This is a genomic window from Phenylobacterium sp. (assembly GCF_031425575.1).
GTDB lineage: Bacteria > Pseudomonadota > Alphaproteobacteria > Caulobacterales > Caulobacteraceae > Phenylobacterium.
Window position 1 is genome coordinate 1 of sequence record NZ_JANPJP010000236.1, and the last position, 25952, is coordinate 25952.

The following is a 25952-nucleotide window of genomic DNA, read 5'->3' on the forward strand; positions in this document are numbered from 1 at the left end:
ATGTCAGTCCGATCGGCAAGAAGCATGGCGTACCCTTCGAACTTTCCTCGTGCCATCTCGCCACCATTGGCGGCTACGTCACCGTCGGGCATGTACCGCCGGCCGATATAGCGCGCCTCTTGAAGGAGCGTCCCAAGGCGCTTGGCCTGACCGTTCCCGGCATGCCGCTTGGCTCGCCGGGTATGGAAACGCCTGACGGGCGCAAGGAACCCTACAATACGCTGCTGCTGCTTGCTGGGGGGAAGACCCGGATTTTCGCCCGGCATCAATAGGTCGCTACATCGCCATCGGCGGCGCCAGGGCGCCCAGCCAGGCGACGGTGGCTAGGACTCCAACTCCGAGCGCCGTCTCGAGAACCACGCTCCGCCGAAGCTCGCCGAGGGCAGATTCCGGAGACGTGTTGTCGCCCAGGGCCCGGCCAAGAGCCGGGGCATGTCGAAAGCGGTTCGCCGCCGCGAGACCCAACATGGCGATAAACAGGATGAACTTCAGGCTCAGGAGCCGTCCGTAAGCCGTCGTCCAGAGCGCCGACACGTGATCGGGCCCCACCAGGATCCAGCTGTTGATCACCCCGGTGACCACCAGCACGGCGACCAAGGCCGAGCCAATTCCAGAAAATCCGTGCAGAGCGCGGTATAGGGCCTGATGCGCAGCGGGGGCCGCCGGTGGGGCGGCCAGTAGACCGAAGAAGGCCGTGAGGGCGCCGATCCAGAAGGCCGCAGCGAGCGCATGCAGAATGTCGCTTCCCAGGTGCAGCAGTCCCAGCGGCCCTTCGGTGGCCGCGCCGTGTCCCATCCAGGCCAGGCTGGCCGTGGCGACGCCGCCCAGGACGGCGACGACGGTCCATGACCGCTGGCCGGGCCTGAAAGCCAGTAGGCAGACGACAGCCAGTAGCGCTGCGACCGCCCGGACGATGGCCGCTTTGCCCAGGTCCATGCCAGACACCACAGCCTTCAACGTCTCGACCTTCAGGCCTTCGCTGACAGAGCCTGCCAGAACACTGGACTGAGCGGCGAGCCCGAGGATCGCAGCCAGAGCCAAGACCAACCCGGCACTGATGAGCAGCGGGCGCGTCCATCTGGATTGAGCAGCCGACCCGTCGCCAGAGGAGGGGAGCGCGTAGATGAAAAAGAGCGATGATCCCATGAGGACCATTGCGGCCGCGTACTGCAAAAGCCTCAGGGCGACGACCGCAGACTCAAGCATTTCAGTCGACCTTGAAGGCCACTTCGCCGTTCATCTTGTGGCCATCGACCGAGGCGGCAGTCCAGACGACCTTGTAGGCGCCCTTGCCGAGGCTCGCCTGGGGCGTCCCAGTGATGCTCTTGCCGTCGGCAGAGACCGCGGTTTTCACAGCGACCTTCATGCCGCCATGCTCAGGCATGGTGACTTCGAATTTGGAGAAGGCAGGCACCAGCTTTTCACTGAACTTCAGGGTGATCTTCTTCGGGGCGGAGGCGACGGTGGCGCTGGCCGCCGGATCGGAGCTCACCAGATGAGCATGAGCCCAGGCGGGGCTGGTGGCCAGGAAGGCGCTTGCGCCGGCAAGGACGGCAAGGCTGAACAAGCGGTTCTTCATGTGGGACTCCCAACGAGTTTCTGTGAAATGTACGCAGCCTGGACTGCCGAACTCTCAAACTAGCCGTGCGCACCTGCACCAGGGGTGAACGACCATCGATCACCGCGCGGCGTTTGCTGCCGGCTGGGTTCGTCAGGTGACTTAACGGCGTTGTCGTGTTGCTGGTTAGTCCAGCAGCGCTGGATAGCCGGCGGCGGCCAGCGCCCGGGTGACCTCGGCCGGGTCACTCGAGGTGGTGATCGACACCGCTTTCGTCCCCAGATCAATGTCGACCTTGGCGTTGGCATCCACGCTATGCACCGCCTCAGAAACAACGCTCGCGCAATGGCCGCAAGTCATGTCGGGGACCTTCAGCTTCAACATTCCAAACTCCTCATATGCAGGCCGACGAAGTGCGGCAGGACCACTGTCGGGCTTCCTCTTGCTGGAAGGTCAAGTGGCGATTTTGTTGAACTGATGCTGCCCATCCGCGCGGACCGGTCCGGCGACAACGACGTGTAGATTGGTCGGTATTTCAATGATTTGGTGCGAGTTGGAAAAATCGTAGGCAGCACCTTGACCCTCCCGTGACTGGAAGCCTTAGACCTCTGGTCGAACGATACTCAGAGGACCAGTTCCATGAACGCTCCCTCCAACCTGACCACCGTCTCGGTCAGACAACACTTCCCGATCGCCGGCATGACCTGCGCGTCCTGCGTGCGCCGTGTCGAGCTCGCCATCGCCAAGGCGCCTGGCGTGGCCGCCGCGACCGTGAACCTCGCGACCGAAGCCGCCGACGTCACCTTCGACGTCGGTGTCAGACCTGACGCCGCCGGTGTGATCGCCGCGATCAAGGGGGCGGGCTATGAGGTTCCCGTTGAAACCTCGGAAGTCGAGATCGAGGGCATGACCTGCGCCTCGTGCGTGCGCCGGGTCGAGCTCGCCATCGCCGCAGTCCCCGGCGTGCTCAAGGCCTCGGTCAACCTCGCCACCGAACGCGCCACGATCGAGACCATGGCCGGCGACGCCCCCCGGGCGGCCATCGACGCGGCCATTCGCAAGGCGGGCTATGAGCCTCGTCGCGCCGCCGCCGGCGCCGCCGCGGCCACCGACAGCCGGGAGGAAGCCCGCGACCGCGAGATGGCCCACCTCAAGCGCGACCTCGGGATCGCCGGGGCGCTGACCCTGCCGATCTTCGTGCTCGAGATGGGCGCGCACGCCATCCCGGCGCTACATCATTGGCTGGCGATGACCCTGGGCCAGCGACCGCTCTATATCGCCTTCTTCGTATTGGCGACGATCGTGCAGTTCGGTCCGGGCCTGCGCTTCTACAGGAAGGGCGTGCCGGCCCTGGCGCGCCTGGCGCCCGACATGAACTCGCTGGTGGTGCTCGGCTCAACGGCCGCCTGGGCCTATTCGGTGGTCGCCGTCTTCTCGCCAGCGGTGCTGCCGTCCGGGACGGCCAACGTCTATTTCGAAGCCTCGGCGGTGATCATCACCCTGATCCTGTTGGGCCGCGTCCTCGAGGCCAAGGCCAAGGGGCGCACCAGCGAGGCGATCAAGCGGCTGGTGGGCCTGCAGGCCAAGTCGGCCCGGGTGGAACGCAACAGCGAATTCGTCGACGTGGCGCTTGAGGACGTCGCCGCCGGCGATGTCATCCAGGTGCGCCCGGGGGACAAGGTTCCCGTCGACGGGGTGGTGTTGTCCGGCTCGTCGTTCGTCGACGAAGCCATGATCTCCGGCGAGCCGATCCCGGTCATCAAGGAGGCGGGGGCTGAGGTGATCGGGGGCACGATCAACAAGACCGGAAGCTTCACCTATCGGGCCACGAAGGTCGGGGCGGACACGCTGCTCGCCCAGATCATCCGCATGGTCGAGACCGCGCAGGGCTCCAAGCTGCCGATCCAGGCCCTGGTCGATAAGGTCACCGCCTGGTTCGTGCCCGCGGTCATGGTCGCGGCCGCCCTGACCTTCGCCGTCTGGCTGGTCTTCGGACCGCAGCCGGGCGTCGCCTTCGCGCTGGTCAATGCGGTGGCGGTGCTGATCATCGCCTGCCCGTGCGCCATGGGGCTCGCCACGCCGACTTCGATCATGGTCGGCACCGGCCGCGCCGCCGAACTGGGCGTTCTGTTCCGCAACGGCGGAGCTCTGCAGTCGCTGAAGTCTGTCCAGGTGGTTGCGCTGGACAAGACCGGCACGCTCACGGCCGGCAAGCCGGTGATGACCGATCTGGAAGTCGTTGAAGGCTTTGAACGCGCTGAGGTCCTATCGCTGGTCGCCGCCGTCGAGGGACAGTCCGAACACCCTGTGGCGGGGGCCATCGTCGCCGCGGCCCAGGCCGAAGGGCTCGCCCTCGACGAGGTCAGCGCCTTCGAAGCTGTGCCCGGCTATGGCGTCAACGCCATGGTCCGCGGCTATCGAATCGCTGTCGGCGCAGACCGCCACATGGCCCAGCTGGGTATCGACGTGCGGCCGTTCGCCGAAACCGCTGTCCGCATGGGCGAGATGGCCAAGACCCCGCTCTATGCCGCCATCGACGGCAAGCTGGCCGCCGTGATCGCCGTCTCTGACCCGATCAAGCCGACGACGCCGCAGGCCATCCGCGCCCTGCATGCCATGGGCCTCAAGGTGGCGATGATCACCGGCGACAACCGTCGCACGGCGGAGGCCATCGCCGCCCAACTCGGCATCGACGAGGTGGTCGCCGAGGTGCTGCCGGACGGCAAGGTCGAGGCCATCAAGCGCCTGCGCGCCGGCGGCCGCGCCGTGACCTTCGTCGGCGACGGCATCAACGATGCTCCGGCCCTGGCCGAGGCCGATGTCGGCGTCGCCATCGGCACCGGCACGGACGTGGCCATCGAGAGCGCTGACGTGGTGCTGATGTCCGGCGACTTGCTGGGGGTGAGCAACGCGATCGCCTTGTCGAAGGCGACCATCGCCAACATCCGGCAAAACCTGTTCTGGGCCTTCGCCTACAACGCCAGCCTGATTCCGGTGGCTGCGGGCGTCCTCTATCCTATCAGCGGCACGCTGCTGTCACCGATGCTGGCGGCCGGCGCCATGGCCCTCTCGAGTGTCTTTGTGCTGGGCAACGCCATGCGGCTGAAGCGCTTCAAGGCGCCTGTGCGCGCCGCCGCCGGGCCCATCGTGGCCGCCGGCGGCTAATCCCCTCGGCTCGCCCTTGACCTTCCATGAACTAGAACCTTTATGCTGTCCGAACTCGGATCGGAAATCGCCTCATGAACATTGGAAACGCAGCGGAAAAATCGGGCCTGTCGGCCAAGACGATCCGCTACTACGAGGACATCGGCCTGCTGCAGGCCGACCGTGCGGACAATGGCTATCGGGACTACTCGATGTCTGACGTGCATCGCCTGCGCTTCCTCCAGCGCTCTCGCAGCCTCGGCTTTTCCGTCGAGGAATGCCGGCAGCTCCTGTCGCTCTACAGCGACAAGGATCGGGAGAGCGCGGATGTGAAGGCGATCGCCAAGGCCAAGCTGACAGAGATCGACCGCAAGCTCGCCGAGCTGACAGAACTCCGCGACACGCTGCGGGTCCTGGTGCGCAACTGCCACGGCGACAAGCGCCCGGATTGCCCGATCATCGAAGGGCTGGGGGGCAAGGACCGTGTCGCGGCTTAGCGCCGTTCCCTAGCTGCTGGCGGTGATCACAGGCATGGCTGGCCAGGCCAGCCCCCCCCTGACGCCGCCCCACAAGTCGGGTAACAAGGGTCGAGCTTGGGGGAGGTCACGCCGATGCGCCGTTGGATCCTGCTTGGGGTCGCCACCCTTGGGGTGCTGGCGGTCTGGACCGCGCTCGTCGGCGCCGGGACCCTGGAGGGCTGGTGGCGGAGGCCGCTGGCGCCGCAGGGTGACACCGCCGCCTTCGCCGCGGCCGCCGACCGAATGATCGCCGCGGAGTCCACGGGCAACCTGGCCTTCACCCTCATCGAGGCCGGGCGGCCCGTGCACGAGCGTTTCGCCTCCAAGGGCGCGCCCGTGGACCGTGACACCCTGTTCCAGGTGGCCTCGCTCAGCAAATGGATCACCGCGGTCGGGGTGATGACCCTGGTGGACGCCGGCCGCATCGATCTGGACGCCCCGGTGGACACCTATCTCAAGCGTTGGAAACTGCCCGCGAGCGAATTCGACAATCGCCAGGTGACGGTGCGTCGCCTGCTCAGCCACACGGCGGGCCTCACCGATGGCCTCGGCTATGGAGGGTTCGCGCCCGGCCAGCCGGTTCAGCCCCTGGTGGCCTCCCTCACCCGCGCCGCCGACGCCTCGCCGCAGGCCGAGGGTGCGGTCAAGGTGGGGCTCCCGCCCGGGTCCGGGTGGAAGTATTCCGGGGGCGGCTACACCCTGCTGCAGCTGCTGATCGAGGACGTCACGGGCGAGCCCTTCGCCGTCTATATGCGGCGCGCGGTGCTGGACCCCCTGGGCATGACCCGGTCCACCTTCCTGCTGCCCGAGCCCTGGCCCGCCAATGTCGCGGAGATCTATGGCCCGGGCGGGACCAAGGCGATCCACTACCGGTTCACGGCCACGGGCGCCGCCTCGCTCTACACCTCGACCGCCGACCTGACCCGCCTCATCGCCGCCCAGCGACCGGGCGCGGAGGGCGCTCCGGCGGGGCGGGGCGTGCTCCGGCCAGCGACCCTGGCGGAGATGCGCCGCCCCCACGCCGCCCAGTACGGCGCCGACATCTGGGGCCTGGGCCTGGTGCTCTACGCGCCCAACAACGCCGACGACTTCATCGTCGGTCATGACGGCAACAACTTCCCGGCCATCAACACCGCCGCGCGCTTCGATCCGGCCAGCGGCGACGGGGTCGTGGTGCTGGAGACCGGCGATGATCTGCTGGCGACCCGGCTGGCCGGCGAATGGGTGTTCTGGCGCACGGGCCATGTCGACGCCCTGACGGTGCTGATGGAGGTCAAGCAGACCCTGATCATCCTGGCCATCGGATGGGGGGTGATCCTGCTGGGCGCCGGGATCGTCGGGTGGCGGCTGCGCAGGCGAAGCCGATGAGGTCGGGCGCCCTGCGGCGGCTCGGCCTGCTGCTCCCGGCCATGATCGGCCTGCTGGGGGCCGCCCCCGCGCCGACCCTGGCCGATCGCCTGGTCCAGCTGGACCGCGCCACCGTCTGGACCCAGACCGCCGCCGTGCCGGTCCAGTTCCCCACCTTCCATCCCCAGGGGATGGTGAAGGTCGGGAGCGAGTTCTTCGTCTCCTCGGTTGAGGTCAATCAGGCTCCCGCCCGCCTGGCCGGCGCCACCGGCGGACGCAGTCCCGGCGCCGGCGTCGGCCACCTGTTCCGGATGTCGGCCGAAGGCGCCCTGCTGGCCCAGGTCGTGCTGGGGGAGGGGGACGCCTATCATCCGGGCGGCATCGACTTCGACGGCGAGAACCTGTGGGTCAGCCTGGCCGAATACCGCCCCGACAGCGCCGCCATCGTCTACCGCGTCGATCCGAAGACTCTGAAGGCCACCGAGGTGTTGCGGGTCGCCGACCACATCGGGGCGGTGAGCTACGACCGCAAGACCCGCCTGCTGCAGGGCGTCTCCTGGGGCGGGCGGCGGTTCTACACCTGGAAGCTGACCCCAGGCGGCAAGGCCGGGGCGCCCAGGGTGGCGCGCAACCCCACCAGCTATATCGACTACCAGGACTGCCACGGCCTGGGTGGCGGGGCGATGCTGTGCTCCGGCCTCGCCGCCTACCTCACCCCCAAGGGCGGGATCCTGTCCCTCGGCGGGCTGGAGATCGTCAAGGACCACCGCCCGGTCTGGCAGACGCCGGTGCCGCTCTGGTCGCCCTCGGGCCGGCCCATGACCCAGAACCCGACCTATGTGGAGACCACCGCCACCGGTGTCAGGGCCTGGTTCATGCCCGACGACGACCGCTCGACCCTCTTCGCCTACGAGGCGCCGACCCCGGCCAATTGATCCAGCGCATGGCGCATCGGCGCGCGTGGGCGCAGGGTGACGGCATGACCCACAACCTCACCGGCCCCGACCGCGTCCTCCTCGACCGCTATATCGAGAGCGTCCTGTTGCGCTTCAGCGACGGCAAGTACAGCCTCGCCGAGGCCACCCAGGAACTGGGACAGGCCTTCACCCAGGCCGAACGCGATGAATTCCTCGCCCACCTGCGGGGCGTGGTGGAGGCTGGGGACGACGCCTAGAGAGCTGAGGCTTTAGCGCGCCATCCAAGGCTTGGACTTCGACGACGACCTGGCGGCCGCCGCGCGTTCGCGCTGGAAGCGGCCCCCGCGGGGATCCTTCGGCTTGGCGTCAAGGGCCTCCTTCTTCAGGCGCAGGGCGCGCTGGATCGGGGTTTCGGCGGGCGGGTCTTGGTCGGCCATGGTCATCGTCCTCCGGAGCCTCGACCCTAGCCTGACACGCGGGGCGGCGGACGAGAAATCGGCGCGAACGGGCTGGAGATCGCGCGGTGCTTAGTCGTTGGCCGCCCGCTCGCGGCCCTCGCCCTCGGTCTTGGCCTGGACATAGGCCAGCAGGCCCGCGATCTCCGCATCGGCCTTGCCGCCGGCCTCGTATTCCCCGACCCCCTGCCCCTGGGCGATAGACCGTTGGTAGGCGGCCCGGGTCTGCAAGGCCAGCGGACAGACCTCCAGCCCGCCGCGCCTCAGGATGTCCATGGTGCCGCTGACCACGGCGGACTCCACCCCGTTGCGGCGGGGCGGGCACTGGTTGAACAGCACCACCCCCTGGCGTCCCAGCCGCCGCACCACCTCGACGGTCCGCAGGGTGGCGGCGACGTCCAGATAGGTCGGGCGGGAGACCGCGATACAGAGGTCGGCCACCTTCATGGCCTCGATCATGCCGTTGTCGGGGCCGCCGGGGGTGTCGATGATCAGCACGTCGCAGCCCCCCTTGCCGCTGACATAGGCCAGCGCGTCGAACTTGGCCGCCGAGGTCTCCACCACCAGTGATCCGTGGTCGGGGCGCTTGCGCAGGCTGTCGGAGGCGCAGCGGACCGGATCGGCGTCGGCCAAGATGGTGCGCGCGCCCAGCGCCCGCCAGGCGATGGCCAGGTTCACCGCCACCGTCGTCTTTCCTGACCCACCCTTGTGGGACAGCACAGCGATCGTCTTCATGGTCCTGGCCCGCCCCCGCGCCTTACCGGATGCGGGATAACAGGTTCGCGGGCCGCAGAATGTAAACCTTCGTTGTCAGGCCGCCGGGCGCGCGCCGGCGTCCGTCTCGCAGGCGCCGGGGGGCGGGTTCAGCGGCGCTGGCCGTGGGGGAGCAGCATGGCGGTCTTGGTCTGCGGCTTGGTGGTCGGCGCGCGGCCGGTGGAACGAGGGTCATTCAGGCCCGCGGGCGCCCCCTGGGTCTGGGTGCGGGTGCTGGGATAGGTTTTCATGGCGGCCGTCCTTTTGCGGACTATCCCACACCCTGGCCGCCACCGTCGGACAATTCGGCGGCGCCTCCCCCGATGGGAAGGCGCCGGAGCCTCAGGCGGCCTGGGAGAGGTCGCGGCCGATGATCTCGGCCAGCCGCGCCTTCGCGCCGTCGATGGCGGCGTCGCGGGCCTCGGGCCCAAAGCCGATCTTCTCGGCGTGCACGAAGGTCACGTCGGTCAGGCCGATGAAGCCCAGCAGCTGTCGCAGATAGGGTTCCTGGAAATCGAGCGCCTGGGCGGGACCCTCGCTGTAGAGGCCGCCGCGGCTCTCAACCACGATCACCCGCTTGCCCTCCAGCAGGCCCTTGGGACCGGCCTCGGAATAGCTGAAGGTTTCGCCAGCCCGCAGCACGTGGTCGAACCAGGTGCGCAGGGTCGTGGGAATCGAGAAATTGTACATCGGGGCGCCGATGACGATGGTGTCGGCGGCGCGCAGCTCGGCGATCAGGGTATCGGAGAGGTCTCGCGCCCGGGTCTCGGCCACGGTGGTCGCCGTGGCGCGCACCCCGGCCACGGTCAATGGATTGAGGTGGGGAATTTCGGTTTGGGCCAGGTCGCGGATCACCACCTTGGCGCCGGGGTCGCGGGCGACCAGCAGGGCCAGGGTTTCGGCCACCAGCAGACGCGAGACCGAGGCCTCGCCGCTGAGGCTGGAATTGAGAACGAGAACTTGGGACATGCCGCCCTCCGGGGCGCTGAGTGATTGACCCGCCCAAGCTGGTGGTTCCAAACTCGCAACAATAGTGGGCTGTTTGGCTCCAGACTGTTGCGGAAACAGGAACATGTTCGATCTTGAGGATATCGCCGCCTTCTTGGCCGTGGCCGACGCGGGGGGCTTTGGCCGGGCCGGCCAGGGCCTGGGCCTGTCGAAGTCCATGGTCAGCCGCCGGGTGGCGCGGCTGGAAGCCGAGCTGGGCGCGCAATTGCTCAGCCGGACCACGCGCGGGGTGGCGGTCACCGAGGCGGGGCTGGAGTTCAAGACCCGCGCCGACCAGATCCTCAGCGACCTGGAGGCCGCCCGCGACGCCGTGGCCCAGCAGGGGGACGAGATCGTCGGCTCCCTGCGGGTGGCCGCGCCCCTGTCCTTTGGCATGACCCACCTGGCCCCGGTGCTGGCCGAGTTGGCGGTGCGCCATCCTCGGCTGCAGGTCGACGCCGCCTATTCCGATCGCTTCGTCGACCTGATCGGCGAGCGGTTCGACGTGGCCGTGCGCCTGGGAAACCTCACCGACTCCAGCCTGATCGCTCGCAAGATCGCCCCGATCCACGGCGCCCTGGTGGCCAGCCCGGACTACTTGGCCAGGCGGGGCGAGCCGCGGACGTTGGCCGACCTGGCCGGCCACGACACCATCACCCAGGGCAATGAGGCCTGGCCGTTCCGTGACGGGCGGCGGGTGGTGACCTTCCAGCCGCACGCGCGCTTCCGGGCCGACAACGGCCAGGCCCTGCTCTCGGCGGTCGAGGCGGGCCTTGGCCTGGCCATGCTGCCCACCTTCATCGCCGGCCCGGCCCTGGAGCGCGGGACTATTGTCCCGGTCATGCGAGACTATCCGATGCCGGAGGCCGGGCTCTATGTCGTGCGCCCGCCGCCGGCCGGTCACGTGGCGGGGAAGGTCCGGGCCCTGACCGAACTGCTGGTGGAGCGGTTCGGCGGCGAACCCTACTGGGACGCCTGCTACGCGCATCGGAAGGCGGCGCAATAGAGCCAGGGCGAAATTCGGCAGGCCGGGCTGGAACGGCTCGTTAAGCCGGATTTGACACCCTGACCAAATGTTCGCTCCCCACCCTTCCGTTCCCTCGGCGTCCCACGCGATGATCAATGGCCTCCCGGTGGCCGCCGCCTTGCTGGACGCCGGCGGACAGATCATCGCCGCCAATCGCGACTTCGCCCGACTGCTGGGCGCGCCGGCCAATGACCTGATCTGCCGTCACCTGGGCGACCTGCTGGACGCCGTGGCCACCGAGTCCCGTCCCACAGCCAACGCCTACCGGCTGGAAACCTGTGGTGAGGTCTGCTGGGTGCGCACCGACCAGAGCGCCGGCGGCCTCGTGCTGCTGACCGAGGTCACCGCCGAGCACAGGATGCTGGACGCCGCCCTTAACGCCTCAAGCATGCGCGATCAGCTGATGGCCGACGCCGAGGTGGGGACCTGGCTCTACGATCCGGACCGGGCCATCTACTTCTTCTCCAGCGAACTGGCCTTGGGGTGGGCGGAGTCCACGCAGGGCGTGCCCTCCGAAGTCCTCGAACAGGTCCAGCATGAGGACGACCTGGCCAAGGACCGCGAAATCCGTGAGCGTTTGACCCGCTTCGGCGGCCAGGCCGAGGCGGAGATGCGCTACCGCACCGCCAATGGCGGCTGGAAGCATCTGCGGGTGCTCTATCGCGCCGGCAAGCAGACCCCGAGCGGCCGCTACGAGATGTACGGCATCAGCCAGAACATCTCCCCCCAGGCGGAGGCCCGCGACGCGGCCACCGCCAGCACCCAGCGGCTGAAACTGGCCCTGAACGCCGCCAACGCCGGGGTGTTCGAATTCGACTACGCCACCGGGTCCTTCTGGCTTTCCCCCGAGCTGCGCGACTTGGTGGGTCAGGATCTTCTGAGCGGAGCCAAGGCCAATCCCTTCGGCATGTTCCACCCCGACGACCGGGCCAGGGCCCGCGACCTGAACATGCGCGCCGAGCGCCAGGACCAGATCGCCCCGGTGGACGTGCGCCTGATGCGCAGCGCCGGCGTGATCTGGGTGCGGTTCTACCTCGAGGTCGAGCATGACGCCGGTGGCGCTCTGAAGCGCTGCGTCGGCCTGATCATCGATATCGACGACCAGAAGCGCCAGGAACTCGCCCTGGCCGAGGCGACCCAGGTGGCCGAGGCCGCCACCGCCGCCAAGTCCGACTTCCTGGCCTCAGTCAGCCATGAGATCCGCACCCCGATGAACGGGGTGGTGGGCATCCTGCACCTGCTGGAGCGCGAGCCGCTGACGCCGGAAGGCGCGGGCCTGCTGCAGGAGGCCGTGGCCTGCAGCCAGATGCTGGCCCAACTGATCAATGACGTGCTGGACTTCAGCAAGATGGAAGCCGGCAAGCTCGACCTGTCATCGGTTCCGGTTGATCCGGCCGCCCTGGCCGACAGCGTCGCGGCCCTGATCCGGCCCCAGGCCGAGGACAAGGGTGTCTATCTGCGGGTCTCGGCCGAGGGGCTTGGCCACGCCGCGATAGACCCGGTCCGCCTGCGCCAGTGCCTGTTCAATGTCATCGGCAACGCCGTGAAGTTCACGGGGGAGGGCGGCGTCTCGGTACGGCTCACCTATGTCGACGGAGAGCCCCGTCGCCTGCGCTGCGAGGTTCAGGACACCGGCATCGGCATTCCGGCCTCGGCCCGCGCCTCCCTGTTCGACCGCTTCCAGCAGGCCGATGTCGGCACCACGCGCCGGTTCGGCGGCACGGGGCTGGGCCTGGCCATCTCCCGCAGCCTCGCACGCATGATGGGCGGCGACATGGACTTCGACAGTGTCGAGGGCGTGGGCTCCACCTTCTGGTTCGAGGTCGCGGCCCCGGTAGCCGAGGCGCCACCCTCCAGCGCCGTGAACGCCTTCGGCGACGCCCCGCTGGAAGGTCTGCGGGTGCTCGTCGTGGACGACAATCGCGTCAACCGCCTGGTGGGGGTGAAATCCCTGGAGGCTCTGGGCGCCGAGGCACATGAAGCTGACTGCGGCGAGGCGGCCGTGGAGGCGGTGATCGCCGACGACTATGACCTGATCCTGATGGACGTGAACATGCCGGGCATCGACGGCCTGGAGGCCACCCGCCGCATCCGCGCGCTTGGCGGGGCCGCGGCCCAGACCCCGGTGATCGCCCTGACCGCCGACGTCATGACCCACCACCAGCAGCGCTACCACGCCGCCGGCATGAACGGCTTCGTGCCCAAGCCCTTCTCGCCCCTGCAACTCCTGGCCGAGATCGCCCGCCTGGTGGCCGGTGAGGGTGAGGCGGCCGAGGCACTCTCGGCTTAACCCGCTCATCCCGGCGAAGGCCGGGACCCAGGTCGTAGGTCATGGCCTCGGATTGGATCCTGAAGTCAGGCGCTGGATCTGGGCCCCGGCCTTCGCCGGGGTGAGCGGATGTATTTCAGTCGTCGTCGAACTCGCCGAGCATCTCGGCCTTGGTGGCTTCCCACATGGCGCGGCCCTCGTTGAGCGAGGCCTTGATGGTGGCCACGTCCACCGGGGAATAGGCCTCCTGGTGCACCCCCAGGGCCACCAGATAGGCGGTGACGAAGTCGCGATAGTCGACCCAGGTCTTGGCGGCCAGCTCCATGGGCCAGGCCAGCAGGCTCTCGTCGGCGCCCTGCCAGCCTTCGGTCAGGCGGGTGGCGGCGACCTCGTAGGGGAAGGGGTCGCCCAGGGTCTCGAGGCCGAAATTGGTGACGATCCACTGGCGGCCGCGCCAGATGATCTCACTGGCGCGGTCGCCGATTTCTTCTTTCAACATGGCAGGGAGATGAGCCCTTTGCGCGAGCGCCGCAAGGCTTAGGGCTTGCTAGGGCCGGCCGTCTCGCCGAAGAGGCTCGCCATGAACCCTTTGCGTATCTGGACCGACGGCGTCTGCACCGACAGCCGGGGCTTCGGCGGCTGGGCCTATGTCCGGCTCTGGAACGGGGAGGCCCGCGGCGTGGCCGGCGGCGAGCGCCAGGCGACGACGCCGCGCATGGAGCTGACCGCCGTGCTCCGCGCCCTGTCCGACCTCGCCGACATCCCCGCGCCGACGCCGCTCACCCTGCATTCCGACAGCGCCGTGCTGATGGCCGGCGCGGGGCAGATCGGCGCCTGGCGGACCGGCGGCTGGGTCGACGCCAAGGGCGACCCGGTGGCCGAGCAGGACCTCTGGCGGCAGATCGCCGCCATCACCCAGGCGCGCCCGGTCACCTTCGTCCGGGTCAGCCCCACGCCCTCCGACAGGCGCCCCGAGGGTTTCGTCGCCGCCTGGTCGGATTTCGCCCGCGAGAAGTGCAAGGCGTCAGGGGCTTTCACCTGGGCGATTCCCAAGCCCAATATGGCGAAATTCCCAGGCGCCTGACGCAGCCATTGCCGAGCTTGGGCGTTGAGGACCCTTCAGGGGAACTTCCATTGTGGCTGAGCAGGCGCCGCGCATGAGCTCGCGCGATCTTCCCGGGACGGAGTGGCCAAGGGGCGGCGGCGAGACCGGAGCCCTGATCCGCGCGTTCGACTGGGGCGCCACCAGCCTGGGTCCCATATCGACCTGGCCGCAGAGCCTGAAGACCGCCACAGACATCCTGCTGCAGTCCCCCGTTCCCATTGTCATGCTCTGGGGCCCCGAGGGGGTGATGATCTATAACGACGGCTATTCGGTCTTCGCCGGCGGCCGCCATCCCGCCCTGCTGGGCTCCAGGGTGCTGGAGGGCTGGCCAGAGGTCGCCGACTTCAACGCCAATGTCATGAGGGTCGGCTTGGCCGGCGGCACGCTAGCCTACCGCAAGACCAGCCTGGTGCTGCATCGCCACGGCGCGCCGGAGGAGGTCTTCCTCGATCTCGACTACAGCCCGGTGCTGGACGAGAGCGGCCAGCCCGCGGGCGTCCTGGCCATTGTCTTCGACATCACCGAGCGGGTGCGGGCCGACGAGCGCCTGCAGATCGCCCAGCGAGCCGGCCGGGTGGGCGCCTTCGAGTGGTATCCCGAGACGGGCCGCCTCGACGTCTCCGATGAATACCGCCGGATCTGGGGTTTGGGTCCCGAGGTTGAGGTCACCCAGGACCTGCTGGTCAGCCTCGTGACCTCTGATGACCGCGGTGTCACCGGCCCCGCGCGCCTGGCGGGCGGCGGCAATCCCCTGGAATATTCCGAGTACCGCATCACTCGTCCCGACACCGGCGAGGTCCGTTGGCTGGGCCGGCGTGGGGAGGTGCTGCCCGCCGAGGGCGACCGTCCGCCCCGCTATATCGGCGTCAGCTTCGACATCACCGACAGGAAGCTCGCCGAGGCTGCCCTGCGCGAAAGCGAGGAGCAGTTCCGCACCCTGACCGAGACCATGCCGGGGTTCGCCTGGAGCGCCCTTCCCGACGGAGCTCTCAACTATGCGACCCAGCAGTGGCTGGCCTATTCGGGTCTCAGCCTGGACCAGACCGTGGCTGACGGCTGGCTGAACGCCATCCATCCCGCCGATGTGGCGCGGGTGGCCGGGATCTGGACCACCTGCGTCGCCACCGGCGATCCCTACAACGTCGAGTTCCGTCTGCGCCGCCATGACGGGGCCTACCACTGGTTCCTCGTGCGCGGCCTGCCGGTGCGCGACGACGCCGGCGTCATCACCCGCTGGGTCGGGGCTGCCGCCGAGGTGGAGGAGATCGTCGAGGCCCGGGAGGTCCAGGCCAGCCACCAGCAGGCCCTGGAGGAGGAGGTCGAGACCCGCACCCGCGAGCGCGACCGCATCTGGAACGTCAGCCGCGACCTGCTGCTGGTCACCGACAGTGCGGGCCTGGTGCTCAGCGCCAACCCCGCCTGGATCACGATCCTTGGATGGTCGGAGGCCGACCTCGCCGGCCGCACCACCGAGTGGCTGCAGCATCCCGAGGACCGCGACCGCAGCCGGGCGGAGGTGGCCAACATCGCCGGGGGCGAACCAACCCTTCGCTTCGAGAACCGCTTCCAGCACAGGGACGGCGGCTATCGCTGGCTGTCCTGGACCGCGGTCGCCGACGCGGGGCTGATCTATTGCGTGGCCCGCGACATCACCGCCGACAAGGAGGCCCAGGCCCGCCTGCGCGAGACCGAGGAGGCCTTGCGCCAGGCCCAGAAGATGGAGGCCGTCGGCCAGCTCACCGGCGGCATCGCCCATGACTTCAACAATCTTCTCACGGGCATCATCGGCTCCCTGGACATGATCCAGAGGCGCATCGACGACGGCCGCCTGTCCGACCTCGGCCGGTTCATGGAGGCCGCCACCACCTCGGCCGGCCGCGCCGCGGCCCTGACCCACCGTCTGCTGGCCTTCGCGCGGCGACAGTCGCTGGATCCCAAGGCCGTCGACGTCAACGGCCTGGTGGACTCCATGGGCGATCTGCTCCGCCGGACGCTTGGGGAGCAGGTGGAGCTGGCCATCGCGCTCGACCCCGACGCCTGGCTGGCCTTCGGGGATTCAGGCCAGCTGGAGAACGCGGTCCTCAACCTGGCCATCAACGCCCGCGACGCCATGCCCGGCGGCGGCAGGCTCACCATCGAGACCGCCAACACCCACCTCGACCTCAGCTACACCTCGCGCCACGAGGACCTGAAGCCCGGCGACTACACGGTGCTGTCGGTCACCGACACCGGTGTCGGCATGACGCCCGAGGTGATCGCCAAGGCCTTCGATCCCTTCTTCACCACCAAGCCCATCGGCCAGGGAACCGGCCTTGGCCTGTCGATGATCTACGGCTTCGCCCGGCAGTCCGGCGGCCACGCCCGCATCTACAGCCAGGTGGGCCAGGGCTCGACGGTGCGGCTCTACCTGCCGCGCTTCACCGGCGAGGCGCCTGTCGACGCGGCCAACCAGGCCCGCCTGGACCTGGCGCGCGGGGCCGGCGAGACCGTGCTGGTGGTGGAGGATGACCCCGCCGTGCGCCTGCTGGTGGTGGAGGTGCTGTCGGAGCTCGGCTACGCCGCCATCGAGGCCCACGATGGGCCGGCCGCCCTGCCGATCCTGGAGTCAGACCAGCGGATCGACCTGATGGTCTCCGATGTCGGCCTGCCGGGCCTGAACGGCCGGCAGGTGGCCGAGATCGGCCGCCAGCATCGCCCTGGCCTGAAGGTGCTGTTCGTCACCGGCTACGCCGAGAACGCCGCTGTCCGCTCGGGCTTCCTCGACCCCGAGATGGAGATGATCACCAAGCCCTTCGCCCTGGACCAGCTCGCCGCCAAGATCCGCGAGATGATAGAACGCTAGAGCGGGATGACGAAAAGTGGGAACCGGTTTTCCGCCCGCATCACGCTCCAGCTAAGTCAGCGCGACTGCGTGCCGGGATCGTTGAAGAAGAACAGGGCCAGCGCCATGGCGGCGGCCGCATCGCGATCGGGCGAGCCCTGGACCGGCAGATAGACCGTCCCCTTGAGCGTGGTGCGGGACACCGCGCCCACCTCCTGGTCCCCCTTCAGGAGCACGTAGGAAAGCGAGCTGGTGGAGGCCAGCGGCATGGAGCCGGCGAGCTTCTTGGTCTTGGCGCGCAGGGTGACGCCGCCATAGCGGATCTCCGCGGCCCGCTGCGGCTGGTACAGCTTCTCCATGAACTTGCCGTCGCTCAGCACCAGGGCGAAGGAGGCGTCCGGCGGCCCGCCCGCGAAGTTGCAGACATAGGCCAGATCATTGCGCTTGAAGTCGATCCAGCTGAAGCCGAGCCGGTTCTGGCCGCCCTCGCAGCTCACGGTCATCGGCGTCGTCAGGCGCGGCGAGGCGATCGTGAAGGTGGTCTTGGCCAGGTCGCTGGAGAACATGCCCAGCGCCCGGGTCTGCTGGCTCACGGCCTTCACCTGGCCGGAGTACTCCCCCATCTCGTAGCCGATGCCCAGCAGCAGGCCCTTCACCCGCTTGGGCTGCACGTTCAGCTTCTCGGTGTTGGGGATCGAGACCTGGGCCAGGGCCGGCGCCCCGCCCGCCAGGATCGCCGCCGCGAGAACACTCAAAACCACCGCCTTCATGGTCGCCACTCCCCGTTGTGGACCACCACCCTAGGCCAACAAGCGTGGCCTTGGAAGGTTTAGGGCGGGCTGACGATGAGCGCGTCGGTATAGGACTCCACAACGAGGCTGAAGGGTACGCCGTCCGGTGTGGTCAGCACCGCTCTGTGGCGCAGGATTTCGTGCGGGAGGACTAGGAAGCCGGGTCTGGTCGGCGCGGCGGAACTGCCCCGTCCAACCTGCGCCATCCAGCCAGGCAACGGCTCTGATGACAAGGTCCGTCGCCGGAAGTTGAGCTGTTTCACCACCACCCCAAACGGCGTTTGGGTCCCGGTCAGGGCGGCGTTCATTTCCGGGGTGAGGCGCCCGGGCAGATACCAGTTGTCGGCCTCCGACAGCACCTTGTCGCCGCAGACCAGCTCGACCCGGCGATAGGCCACCACCGCCTTGCGCCCCACCTTCAGGTCGCGCCGCTCGGCCCTGCCGGCCGGCTTATCGGCGCCACTGATCCGCCGCGCCATGATCCGGACGCCGCCGCCCGGTCCGTGGGCGTCGCACCAATTCTGAAGGGTCGCCGTCGCGCTATCGCGGCTGAGCAGCTCGCTGTTGAGCCCGTGAACCTGGTTCAAAACTCCCATGAAATCCCCGTACCTGTCGGGGACCTCCTTTGCGGTCGCAGGCAAAGCCGAAAGGGCGATCAGCAGGACGAGAAGCATGCGCATGGCCTCGTCTCGCATTCTCAAGCCCGCCCCGTCCAGCTAGCTTGCGCACCATGGCCAAGACAACTTCCGCGACCCAGGCGCTCGGCAAGGCCGGGGTCGCCTTCACCCTGCACACCTATGACTATGACCCCGACGCGGGCCGCGTGGGATTGCAGGCCGCCGAGAGCCTGGGGGCCGATCCGGCCCGGGTGCTTAAGACCCTGATGGCCCAGGTGGAGGGCAAGCCCGTCTGCGCGGTGCTGGCCTCGGACCAGGAGGTCTCGATGAAGAAACTGGCCGCGGTGTTCGGCGGCAAGACCGCCGCGATGATGAAACCCGCCGACGCCGAGCGGCTCACCGGCTACCGGGTCGGCGGGGTCAGCCCCTTCGGCCAGAAGCGGCTGGTCCCGACGGTGGTGGACGAGGCCGCCCTCCTGCAGGACCGAGTCTTCATCAATGGCGGCCAGCGGGGATTGCAGGCGGAACTGGCCCCCGCCGACCTCGTCGCGGTCCTGAACGCAAAGGTGGCGTCGATCATCTCGGAATAGGGACGCTTGCGTTCGGCCTCCGCCGTGTAAGCTGATCTTCCCGGTCCCATCCCCCAAAGGCCCGAATGTCCGCCGCCCAGTCCAAGGCCAATATCGCCCTTGTGATCGAGACGATGTACGCCGTCGCCGCCGACCCCGAGCGCTGGGAAGAGGTGATCGAGGCCCTGGACGTGCCGGCCCAGGACGGCGAGGCGCGCCCCGCCACGGAGGGCATGACCAGCCTGGCTCGCGCCGCGGCGGGCGGGGGCGAGCGCGCAGATGTCGGCGTCATCGTGGTCTCCGGCGCCGGCGGGGCCGTGGCCTGCAACCGGGCTGGCGAGAGCCTGTTCCAGCACCGGCTGGGGCGGATCGAGGCCCGCGGCCTCTCCTTCCTCAACCCCTCCAACCACGAGGCCCTGACCCAGGCCCGCAAACGCCTGCGCGAGACACGGGGCCGCCAGGTGATCGTCAAGTTTCTCGACGAGGAGGATGAAGGGCCGCACTTCGCCTATGTCACCCCGGCCGCGGCCCTGCCGCCGGGCCTGGTCGCCACCCTGCCCCAGCCCTCGCCGCGCGGGGAGGGGGACATCGCCATTGTCTTCCCGGCGCTGGAGACGACCGACCGCCTGTGGGCCAGCGTTCGCGAAAGCTTCGGCCTGACCCCGGCCGAGACCCGCCTGGCCGCGCGGCTGAAGGACGGCCTCAGCCTCAAGGAGGCCGCTGACGACATGGCGGTCAGCCTCAACACCGTTCGCAACCAGTTGCGCGCGGTGTTCGAGAAGATGGGCCTGAACCGGCAGAGCGAACTGGTGCGTGCGCTCACCCAGCTGGGCGCCCTGGCCCAGGCCTTCGAAGATCCAGGTGGAGGGGCCCGCAGGGTGGGCGGGGCCATCATCGCCACCGAGCGCGGGGCCGCCGAGACCGCGCCGCCGGTCCAGCTCTTCAAGCTCACCGACGGCCGCCGCCTGGGCTGGCGCGACTATGGCGACCCGGCCGGACGTCCGGTGCTGGTGATCACCCAGGACCTCGCCTCCAGCCTGCTGCCGCGTGGGACCAACACCCTGGCGCGCGACATGGGTCTGCGGCTCATCGCCACTGAGCGTGCGGGATCAGGGCGCTCGGACCCGCATCCGAACTTCAGCTTCACCACTGTCGCCGCCGACTCCGTGGCCCTCGTCCGGCACCTCGGGATCGACGGCCTGCAGATCATCACCAACACCGATGGGGCGGCCTACGCCATGGAGGCGGCCGTGCAGCTAGGGGATTCAGTCTCCCGCATCCTGCTGGCCTCGGGGCGTCCGCCTGGACTGCAGGCGGAGCGGGAGCGCGACCGCGGCCATACGCTGACCCTGTTCTGGCGGCGCATCTACCGCAACCCCTGGCTGTCGGACATGATCTTCGAGATGATGCGGCTGAGCCTCAGCCGCGCGCAGTTCGAGCGCTACGCCCGCGCCGCGGCCTCCGCCCCGGGGGACGCCGCCTATCTGAAGGCTCACCCCGAGCTGCTGGACTTCATCATCGACTACACGCGCGAGTCGGTGGCGGTCAGCGCCCGGGGCGCCGCTGACTCCATCCGCTGTGCGGCCAGGCCAGGAGGGCCCGATCTCTCCGACCTCGCCAGCCCCATTACCCTCTGGCACGGCGACCAGGATCCCATGAATGGGGTGGAGGAGGTCCAGGCCTGGCTGGGAGACCATGTCGAGACGGTGCGGGTGTTCCCGGGCATCGGCCGGTTTCTGGCCTACAAGCATTGGGCCGAGGCCCTGGCCTGGCTGGCGCGGACCTGACCCGGTCCTGAGGCCCCAAAAGGACAGTCCCACGACAAACCGCGCCGCATAGTCCGGATGGATCATGCGGGGCCCCCACCACCCGTGGTCGAGGGAGCGTGACGGTAAGTCACACCAGTTTGGGGATACTCCACATGCGCTTTCTCGCGGCCGCCTTCGCGGCCTTCCTGCTGGCCCTCGGCTTCGGGGCCGGCTCGGCCTCCGCCCAGGCCGGCAGCACCATCACCCTGCCCGACGGCACCACCATCGTCACCACGATCGCGGGCCTGAACAACATCACCATCAGCATCTCGGGCGGCCCCTATGCGGCCAACCCGGCGACGGTGAAGTTCACCAGCGTGGTGCCCAGCGCCACCAGCATCTCCTACACCGGGACTATCGCCACCGGCGGGACCACCGAGGCCTTCAACTGCGTGGTCAACACCGTGACCCAGGCGGTCAGCGGATCGGGCGCCTGTGCGGTGGCTTTCGGCCAGGCCCCAGCCACCACCCCGCCCACCACGCCGACGACTCCCGCGCCGACGACGCCCGCGCCAACCACACCCGCGCCGACCACTCCCACACCGACCACTCCGACCACCCCCACCACGCCCACTACGCCGGCGACCCCGGGGACCACCACTGTCGTGACTTCCAACGGCACGATCGTCACCGTGACCCTGCCGGAAAAGGCCCTGATCACCCAGGTCGAGGCCGACCAGCTGTTTCTGGCCCTGGTGGGCACGCGGGTGAACGCCACCAGCATGCAGAACTTCGTCGCCCAGCGCCTGCAGGGCCTGTCCCTGGCCGGCCTGACCTCCAGCCTCGGTCCCCAGACCCGCAACGGCCGCGTCTATAAGGGCCTTAACGCCGGCGCCTTCGAGCCGCAGACCGGCCTCTGGGTCAACGCCTCGGGGTCCTATGTCGACGACAGCCGCCCGGGTTCGGCCCAGGACGGTTGGGGCGGCTCAGCCGCCATCGGCGGCGACGTGATCTTCGACAGCACCGTGCTCGGCGCCTATGTCGGCTACGGCTCCATGCAGTTGGACGGCACGGCGGTCGACTACCAGACCAAGGGCTGGACCGTCGGCGGCTACGCCTCCTGGTCGGCGGGTCCCGCCTTCCAGATCACCGGCACGGTGGGCTACTCCAACGACAAGGTCGAATACGGCCGCACCGCCGGCGCCCTGCGCACCTTCGGTGAGACCGACCGCAACCAGCTGTTCGGTTCGGTCAGCATCGGCACGACTGTCGACCTCGGCGCCGACTGGGTCCTGACCCCCAGCCTGGGGCTCATCGCCTCGACCTCCGACACCGACGCCTATCTGGACAACGCCGGCCGCCCGATCGGCGGTAACTCCACCGACCTGACCATCGCCCAGGCCGGGACGGCGCTGATCTACACCGGCTCCAACTGGCTTCCCTATGTCAGCGCCAGCTTCAACAGCCAGACCGATGGTCCGGCCGGCGTGGACAAGGAATACGGCTACCTCGGCGCGGGCTTCGCGGCCCCGCTCTCCGACGACCTGGCCCTGGCCTTCAACATCCAGACCCTGGTCGGCAAGAAGAACGAGGGGGAGACCAGCTTCGGCCTCACCCTGCGCCGGGCCTTCTAAAGGACTCTGAGGAGAGAGCCCTGATGCGGTGGAGACTGGCGTCTGTTCCGGCCCTCGGCCTGGCGCTGGTCTCCCTGCTGACGGCCCCTGCCGGCGCCAGCCCCGCCGGCAAGGGTTGGAGGTCCTTCGAGGTGGTTGCGGGGACCCGAATCCTTGCGGCCGCCTCGAAGGATGCTTCCCCCACCGGCGACCTACTCACCGTGGTGATCGAGGGCGACGGAAACGCCCATGACCGCAAGGGCCAGCCGTCCGCCGACCCGACGCCCAGGGACCCTCTGGGGTTTCGTATCGCCCAGGCCTGGCCGCAGGGGCCGGTGACCTGGCTGGGACGTCCCTGCCAGTATGTGAAGGACCCGGCCTGCACGTCGTCCGACTGGACGACCGGCCGCTATTCAGAGGGCGCGGTCGCCGCCTCCAGCCTCGCCATCGATGACCTGAAGCGCCGCTCCGGCGCCACGCGCCTGCGGCTGGTGGGCTGGTCCGGCGGCGGGACCATGGCCGCCCTGGTGGCCGCCCGGCGCACCGATGTCGCCGTCCTCGTCACCCTGGCCGCCCCGCTTGATCTCGCCGCCTGGGCCGACTGGCACGGCGTGAGCCGGTTGGCCGGCTCCCTTGATCCCGCCGCCGCCGTCATCGACCCCCGGGTCGTGCAGGTCCACGTGCTCGGCCGTTTCGACCAGGTCGTGCCGCCGGCCCTGGGGGAGGCCGCCGCGCGCCGGCTTGGCGGAACAGTCCTTGTCTGGCGCGAGACGCACACCTGCTGTTGGGCGAAACGCACTGACCGCCTGCTGGCGCTGGCCGAGCCCGCTCAGTAGTCTCTCCCGAAATTAGGGAGTTCGCCTATGTCCAGGTCGTTCACGCGCCGTGCGCTCATGGCGCTCGCGCTGCTGTCGCTCACCGCCACCGCCGCGCCGCCGGAGACGCGGTTCTCGCCCGAGATCGCCCGCTTCGCTGAACTGGACAAGACGACCCCGACCAAGCCCTGCGGCTTCCTGTTCACCGGCTCCTCCAGCGTCCGCTTCTGGAAGACCCTGGACCAGGACATGGCCCCCCATCCCGTCATCAACCGCGGCTTCGGCGGCTCGCAAATCGCCGACGTCACCCTCTATTTCGACCAGGTCGTTACGCCCTACCGGCCCCGCGCCATCTTCTTCTACGCCGGCGAGAACGACCTCAATGCCGGCCGCACCCCCGACCAGGTGGTGGCCGACTTCCAGGCCTTCCTGGACCGCAAGGACAAGACCCTGGGCGCCACTAAGGTCTACTTCATCTCGCTCAAGCCCTCGAAGGCCCGCTGGGACCAGCTTGCCAGTCAAAGCCAGGTGAACGCCGCCATCAAGGCCCTGGCCGACCAGCGTCCCGACCTCGACTATGTCGACGTGGTCCCGGCCATGCTCGAGGCCGGCGCGCCCAAGGACATCTTCGTCGCCGACGGCCTGCACATGACTCCGGCCGGCTATGTCCTGTGGACGCAGGTCGTCCGCCAGGTGGTGGAGCACGAGGCCAAGACCGGACGGGCCTGTAAGGGCTGACCGATCGAAAACGGGGACTAGGCGCCGGGCCTCATGGGGTTATCGTCGTTCACATGACCGCCCGACAGAGGCGGCGCGGAGGAACGAGCCCATGAAGTTCACCTGGTTCAACCTGATGCCGTGGCCCTATCTGCCGGACGATTTCCGGGAGAAGAACCGGTCAGTATGGGTCGATATCGACCAGAAGTTGTTCGATCCGGCCAAGAGCCACGAGGTCTACAACACCTATATGGACCTGCTGGAATATGCCGACACCCTGGGGTTCGACGGCGTCGGGGTGAACGAGCACCACCAGAACGGCTACGGCATCATGCCCAGCCCCAACATCATCGCCGCCGGTCTGGCGCGCCGCACAAAGGACGCGGCCATCGTCGTCCTCGGCAACTCCATCGCCCTCTATAATCCGCCGATCCGCGTGGCCGAGGAGTTCGCCATGCTGGACTGTATCTCGGGCGGGCGTCTGGTGGCGGGGTTCCCGGTGGGGACGTCGATGGACACCAACTACTGCTACGGCCAGATCCCGTCCCTGACGCGCGAGAAGTATCAGGAAGCCCATGACCTGATCATCAAGGCCTGGACCACCCGCGAGCCCTTCGCCTGGAACGGCCGCTACAACAAGCTGCGGCACGTCAACATCTGGCCCCGCCCGATCCAGGACGCCCCCCACCCCCCGGTCCACATCCCCGGCGGCGGCTCGGTGGAGACCTACGACTTCTGCATCGACAACACCTATTCCTACTCGTACCTCAGCTTCTCCGGCTATCTGCGGGCCCAGGCCCTGATGGACGGCTACTGGCGGCGGGTGGACGAGCGCGGCGTGGACAAGAGCCCCTACCGGGCCGGCTTCGCCCAGACCATCCTGGTGGCGGATACGGACGAAGAAGCCGAGCGGCTCTATTCCGAACACGTCAGCTATTTCTACAATCGCTGTCTGCACGTCTATCCCGGCTTCGCCGACGCGCCGGGGTACCGGACCATCAAGACCATCCAGACCGGGGCGCTTTCGCAATACGCCCCGCCGCGCGGCGGCTACACCCAGCTGACCTGGAAAGAACTGACCGAGCAGGGCCACGTGATCGCCGGTTCGCCGGAAACCGTCCGTCAACGGATGGAAGAACTTATCAAGGGGTTGAACGTCGGCAACATCTTCTGCCTGATGCACGTGGGAAACATGCCCGCCGACAAGTGCATGTACTCCACCAAGCTGTTCGCCGAGAAGGTGATGCCCAAGCTGCGCAACATGTTCCCCGACTGGGATGACGACAACCGCTTCTGGACCAGCCCGCTGGCCAATCGCGTCACCTCCGGCAGCCTGCGCAAGGAGGCGCCCACCAGCGCCGAACTCGCCAAGACCTACGCGTGACGGGGGCGATCATGGAACTGAAGACTGTCCAGACCCACCACGTCCCGGTTCGCTATCTCGAAGGCGGCTCCGGGCCTGACCTCGTTTTCCTGCATGGCGCGGGCGGCGTCACAGCCGAAGACCCGTTCCTCAAGGCGCTCTCTGAAAAGCACCATGTCTACGCCCCGCTGATCCCCGGCTACGGCGACAGCGAGGAGTGCGGCGAGATCCGCGACATGCTGGATTTCACCCAGCACAGCTGGGACGTCGTCGAGGCCCTGGGCCTGAAGGACCCGATCCTCGTGGGCCACTCCATGGGCGGCATGATCGCCGCGGAGATGGCAGCCACCCAGCCCAATGACGTCAGCCGCCTGGCGCTGATCTGTCCGGCGGGTCTCTGGCACGACGACCACCCAGTGGCCGACATGTTTTCGCTGATGCCCTACGAGATGCCGAAGTACCTGTTCCATGATGCTGAGGCCGGCGCGGCCATACTGACGGCGGGGCGCAATGTCGAGGACCCCAACTTCCTGCAGACCTATCTGGTGACCAACGCCCGCCAGCTGGGCATGGCCGGCCGCATCCTGTTCCCGATCCCGGAGCGCGGCCTGTCGCAGCGCCTGTACCGGATCAAGGCCAGGACCGTGGTCGTCTGGGGCGACTCCGACCGCATGGTTCCGCCCTTCTACGCCCACGGCTTCAAGAAGGGCATCGCGGGCGCCGAGCTGGTCTCCATCCCCGAGGCCGGCCACATGGTCATCCTCGAGAAGACCGCCCAGGTGGTCGAGGCGGTGGGTCGGCTGGGCTGACCGCCGCGC

27 protein-coding genes are annotated in these 25952 nt (G+C 68.5%); 17 read left to right on the plus strand and 10 right to left on the minus strand.

Annotated elements, in window-relative coordinates; all coding sequences use genetic code 11:
- Positions 1-272, plus strand: a 272-nt coding sequence (locus RMO97_RS13110) for a DUF411 domain-containing protein (RefSeq protein ID WP_310541501.1), incomplete at its 5' end; no start/stop codon positions are given.
- 4 nt (positions 273-276) lie between these two features.
- Here RMO97_RS13110 and copD read toward each other — a convergent pair.
- The 3 genes from copD to RMO97_RS13125 all read right to left on the minus strand — a co-directional run bounded on the left by copD (position 277) and on the right by RMO97_RS13125 (position 1942).
- Positions 277-1206 carry a copper homeostasis membrane protein CopD gene (gene copD / locus RMO97_RS13115; protein ID WP_310541502.1) on the minus strand — a complete coding sequence of 310 codons (930 nt, stop codon included), beginning with the start codon at positions 1204-1206 and terminating at the stop codon, positions 277-279.
- A gap of 1 nt (position 1207) precedes the next feature.
- Positions 1208-1579, minus strand: coding sequence for a copper homeostasis periplasmic binding protein CopC (gene copC, locus RMO97_RS13120; RefSeq protein ID WP_310541503.1), 372 nt, complete (start codon positions 1577-1579; stop codon positions 1208-1210).
- Positions 1580-1744: 165 nt separating this feature from the next.
- Positions 1745-1942 carry a heavy-metal-associated domain-containing protein gene (locus RMO97_RS13125; RefSeq protein WP_310541504.1) on the minus strand — a complete coding sequence of 66 codons (198 nt, stop codon included), beginning with the start codon at positions 1940-1942 and terminating at the stop codon, positions 1745-1747.
- A gap of 255 nt (positions 1943-2197) precedes the next feature.
- On the opposite strand from RMO97_RS13125, the gene RMO97_RS13130 reads away from it, so the two are divergent.
- The 5 genes from RMO97_RS13130 to RMO97_RS13150 all read left to right on the plus strand — a co-directional run bounded on the left by RMO97_RS13130 (position 2198) and on the right by RMO97_RS13150 (position 7741).
- Positions 2198-4723, plus strand: coding sequence for a heavy metal translocating P-type ATPase (locus RMO97_RS13130; protein WP_310541505.1), 2526 nt, complete (start codon positions 2198-2200; stop codon positions 4721-4723).
- Positions 4724-4797: 74 nt separating this feature from the next.
- Positions 4798-5199: a Cu(I)-responsive transcriptional regulator gene (gene cueR / locus RMO97_RS13135; protein ID WP_310541506.1), complete on the plus strand. Its 402-nt coding sequence runs from the start codon at positions 4798-4800 to the stop codon at positions 5197-5199.
- Between the two features lie 114 nt (positions 5200-5313).
- On the plus strand, positions 5314-6588 hold the full coding sequence (locus tag RMO97_RS13140) for a serine hydrolase domain-containing protein (RefSeq protein WP_310541507.1): 1275 nt from the start codon (positions 5314-5316) through the stop codon (positions 6586-6588).
- Positions 6585-7502: a DUF6454 family protein gene (locus tag RMO97_RS13145; protein WP_310541508.1), complete on the plus strand. Its 918-nt coding sequence runs from the start codon at positions 6585-6587 to the stop codon at positions 7500-7502. The genes RMO97_RS13140 and RMO97_RS13145 overlap by 4 nt, the downstream gene beginning before the upstream one ends.
- Before the next feature lie 44 nt (positions 7503-7546).
- The gene (locus tag RMO97_RS13150) at positions 7547-7741 is read left to right on the plus strand and encodes a hypothetical protein (protein ID WP_310541509.1); all 195 of its coding nucleotides are present in this window, start codon (positions 7547-7549) and stop codon (positions 7739-7741) included.
- Positions 7742-7753: 12 nt separating this feature from the next.
- Here RMO97_RS13150 and RMO97_RS13155 read toward each other — a convergent pair whose 3' ends face one another.
- The 4 genes from RMO97_RS13155 to RMO97_RS13170 all read right to left on the minus strand — a co-directional run bounded on the left by RMO97_RS13155 (position 7754) and on the right by RMO97_RS13170 (position 9661).
- Positions 7754-7921 carry a hypothetical protein gene (locus tag RMO97_RS13155; RefSeq protein WP_370690259.1) on the minus strand — a complete coding sequence of 56 codons (168 nt, stop codon included), beginning with the start codon at positions 7919-7921 and terminating at the stop codon, positions 7754-7756.
- Positions 7922-8011: 90 nt separating this feature from the next.
- Positions 8012-8674: a ParA family protein gene (locus tag RMO97_RS13160; RefSeq protein WP_310541510.1), complete on the minus strand. Its 663-nt coding sequence runs from the start codon at positions 8672-8674 to the stop codon at positions 8012-8014.
- 128 nt (positions 8675-8802) lie between these two features.
- Positions 8803-8943, minus strand: a complete 141-nt coding sequence (locus RMO97_RS13165) for a hypothetical protein (protein ID WP_310541511.1) — start codon at positions 8941-8943, stop codon at positions 8803-8805.
- Between the two features lie 91 nt (positions 8944-9034).
- Positions 9035-9661, minus strand: coding sequence for an FMN-dependent NADH-azoreductase (locus RMO97_RS13170; RefSeq protein WP_310541512.1), 627 nt, complete (start codon positions 9659-9661; stop codon positions 9035-9037).
- A 103-nt stretch (positions 9662-9764) separates the two neighbouring features.
- Between RMO97_RS13170 and RMO97_RS13175 the strand changes: the two genes are divergently transcribed.
- Together RMO97_RS13175 and RMO97_RS13180 are read left to right on the plus strand one after the other, a co-directional pair.
- Positions 9765-10685 carry a LysR family transcriptional regulator gene (locus tag RMO97_RS13175; protein WP_310541513.1) on the plus strand — a complete coding sequence of 307 codons (921 nt, stop codon included), beginning with the start codon at positions 9765-9767 and terminating at the stop codon, positions 10683-10685.
- Between the two features lie 109 nt (positions 10686-10794).
- Entirely contained in the window at positions 10795-12996 is a 2202-nt protein-coding gene (locus tag RMO97_RS13180) for an ATP-binding protein (protein ID WP_310541514.1), read from the plus strand.
- 115 nt (positions 12997-13111) lie between these two features.
- Here RMO97_RS13180 and RMO97_RS13185 read toward each other — a convergent pair whose 3' ends face one another.
- Positions 13112-13474, minus strand: a complete 363-nt coding sequence (locus RMO97_RS13185; protein WP_304782692.1) for a hypothetical protein — start codon at positions 13472-13474, stop codon at positions 13112-13114.
- Between the two features lie 81 nt (positions 13475-13555).
- Here RMO97_RS13185 and RMO97_RS13190 point away from each other — a divergent pair, with 81 nt between their 5' ends.
- Positions 13556-14059 carry an RNase H family protein gene (locus RMO97_RS13190; RefSeq protein WP_310541515.1) on the plus strand — a complete coding sequence of 168 codons (504 nt, stop codon included), beginning with the start codon at positions 13556-13558 and terminating at the stop codon, positions 14057-14059.
- 73 nt (positions 14060-14132) lie between these two features.
- Positions 14133-16922, plus strand: a complete 2790-nt coding sequence (locus tag RMO97_RS13195) for a PAS domain S-box protein (RefSeq protein ID WP_310541516.1) — start codon at positions 14133-14135, stop codon at positions 16920-16922.
- A gap of 56 nt (positions 16923-16978) precedes the next feature.
- Here RMO97_RS13195 and RMO97_RS13200 read toward each other — a convergent pair whose 3' ends face one another.
- Positions 16979-17671 (minus strand): hypothetical protein, encoded by a 693-nt coding sequence (locus RMO97_RS13200; protein WP_310541517.1) that lies wholly within the window; start codon positions 17669-17671, stop codon positions 16979-16981.
- A gap of 59 nt (positions 17672-17730) precedes the next feature.
- Positions 17731-18372, minus strand: coding sequence for a hypothetical protein (locus RMO97_RS13205; protein WP_310541518.1), 642 nt, complete (start codon positions 18370-18372; stop codon positions 17731-17733).
- Between the two features lie 50 nt (positions 18373-18422).
- Between RMO97_RS13205 and ybaK the strand changes: the two genes are divergently transcribed.
- The 7 genes from ybaK (at position 18423) to RMO97_RS13240 (ending at position 25943) form a co-directional block, all read left to right on the plus strand.
- A complete protein-coding gene (gene ybaK / locus RMO97_RS13210; protein ID WP_310541519.1) occupies positions 18423-18899 on the plus strand; it encodes a Cys-tRNA(Pro) deacylase in 477 nt (158 codons plus the stop codon).
- Positions 18900-18964: 65 nt separating this feature from the next.
- Positions 18965-20665 (plus strand): LuxR C-terminal-related transcriptional regulator, encoded by a 1701-nt coding sequence (locus RMO97_RS13215; RefSeq protein WP_310541520.1) that lies wholly within the window; start codon positions 18965-18967, stop codon positions 20663-20665.
- Between the two features lie 134 nt (positions 20666-20799).
- Complete coding sequence (locus tag RMO97_RS13220) at positions 20800-22260, plus strand: autotransporter outer membrane beta-barrel domain-containing protein (protein ID WP_310541521.1); 1461 nt, start codon at positions 20800-20802, stop codon at positions 22258-22260.
- A 23-nt stretch (positions 22261-22283) separates the two neighbouring features.
- On the plus strand, positions 22284-23075 hold the full coding sequence (locus RMO97_RS13225) for a hypothetical protein (protein ID WP_310541522.1): 792 nt from the start codon (positions 22284-22286) through the stop codon (positions 23073-23075).
- 27 nt (positions 23076-23102) lie between these two features.
- Entirely contained in the window at positions 23103-23792 is a 690-nt protein-coding gene (locus RMO97_RS13230; protein ID WP_310541523.1) for an SGNH/GDSL hydrolase family protein, read from the plus strand.
- A 91-nt stretch (positions 23793-23883) separates the two neighbouring features.
- Entirely contained in the window at positions 23884-25155 is a 1272-nt protein-coding gene (locus RMO97_RS13235) for an LLM class flavin-dependent oxidoreductase (protein WP_310541524.1), read from the plus strand.
- A gap of 11 nt (positions 25156-25166) precedes the next feature.
- The gene (locus RMO97_RS13240; protein ID WP_310541525.1) at positions 25167-25943 is read left to right on the plus strand and encodes an alpha/beta hydrolase; all 777 of its coding nucleotides are present in this window, start codon (positions 25167-25169) and stop codon (positions 25941-25943) included.
- Positions 25944-25952: the final 9 nt, after the last annotated feature.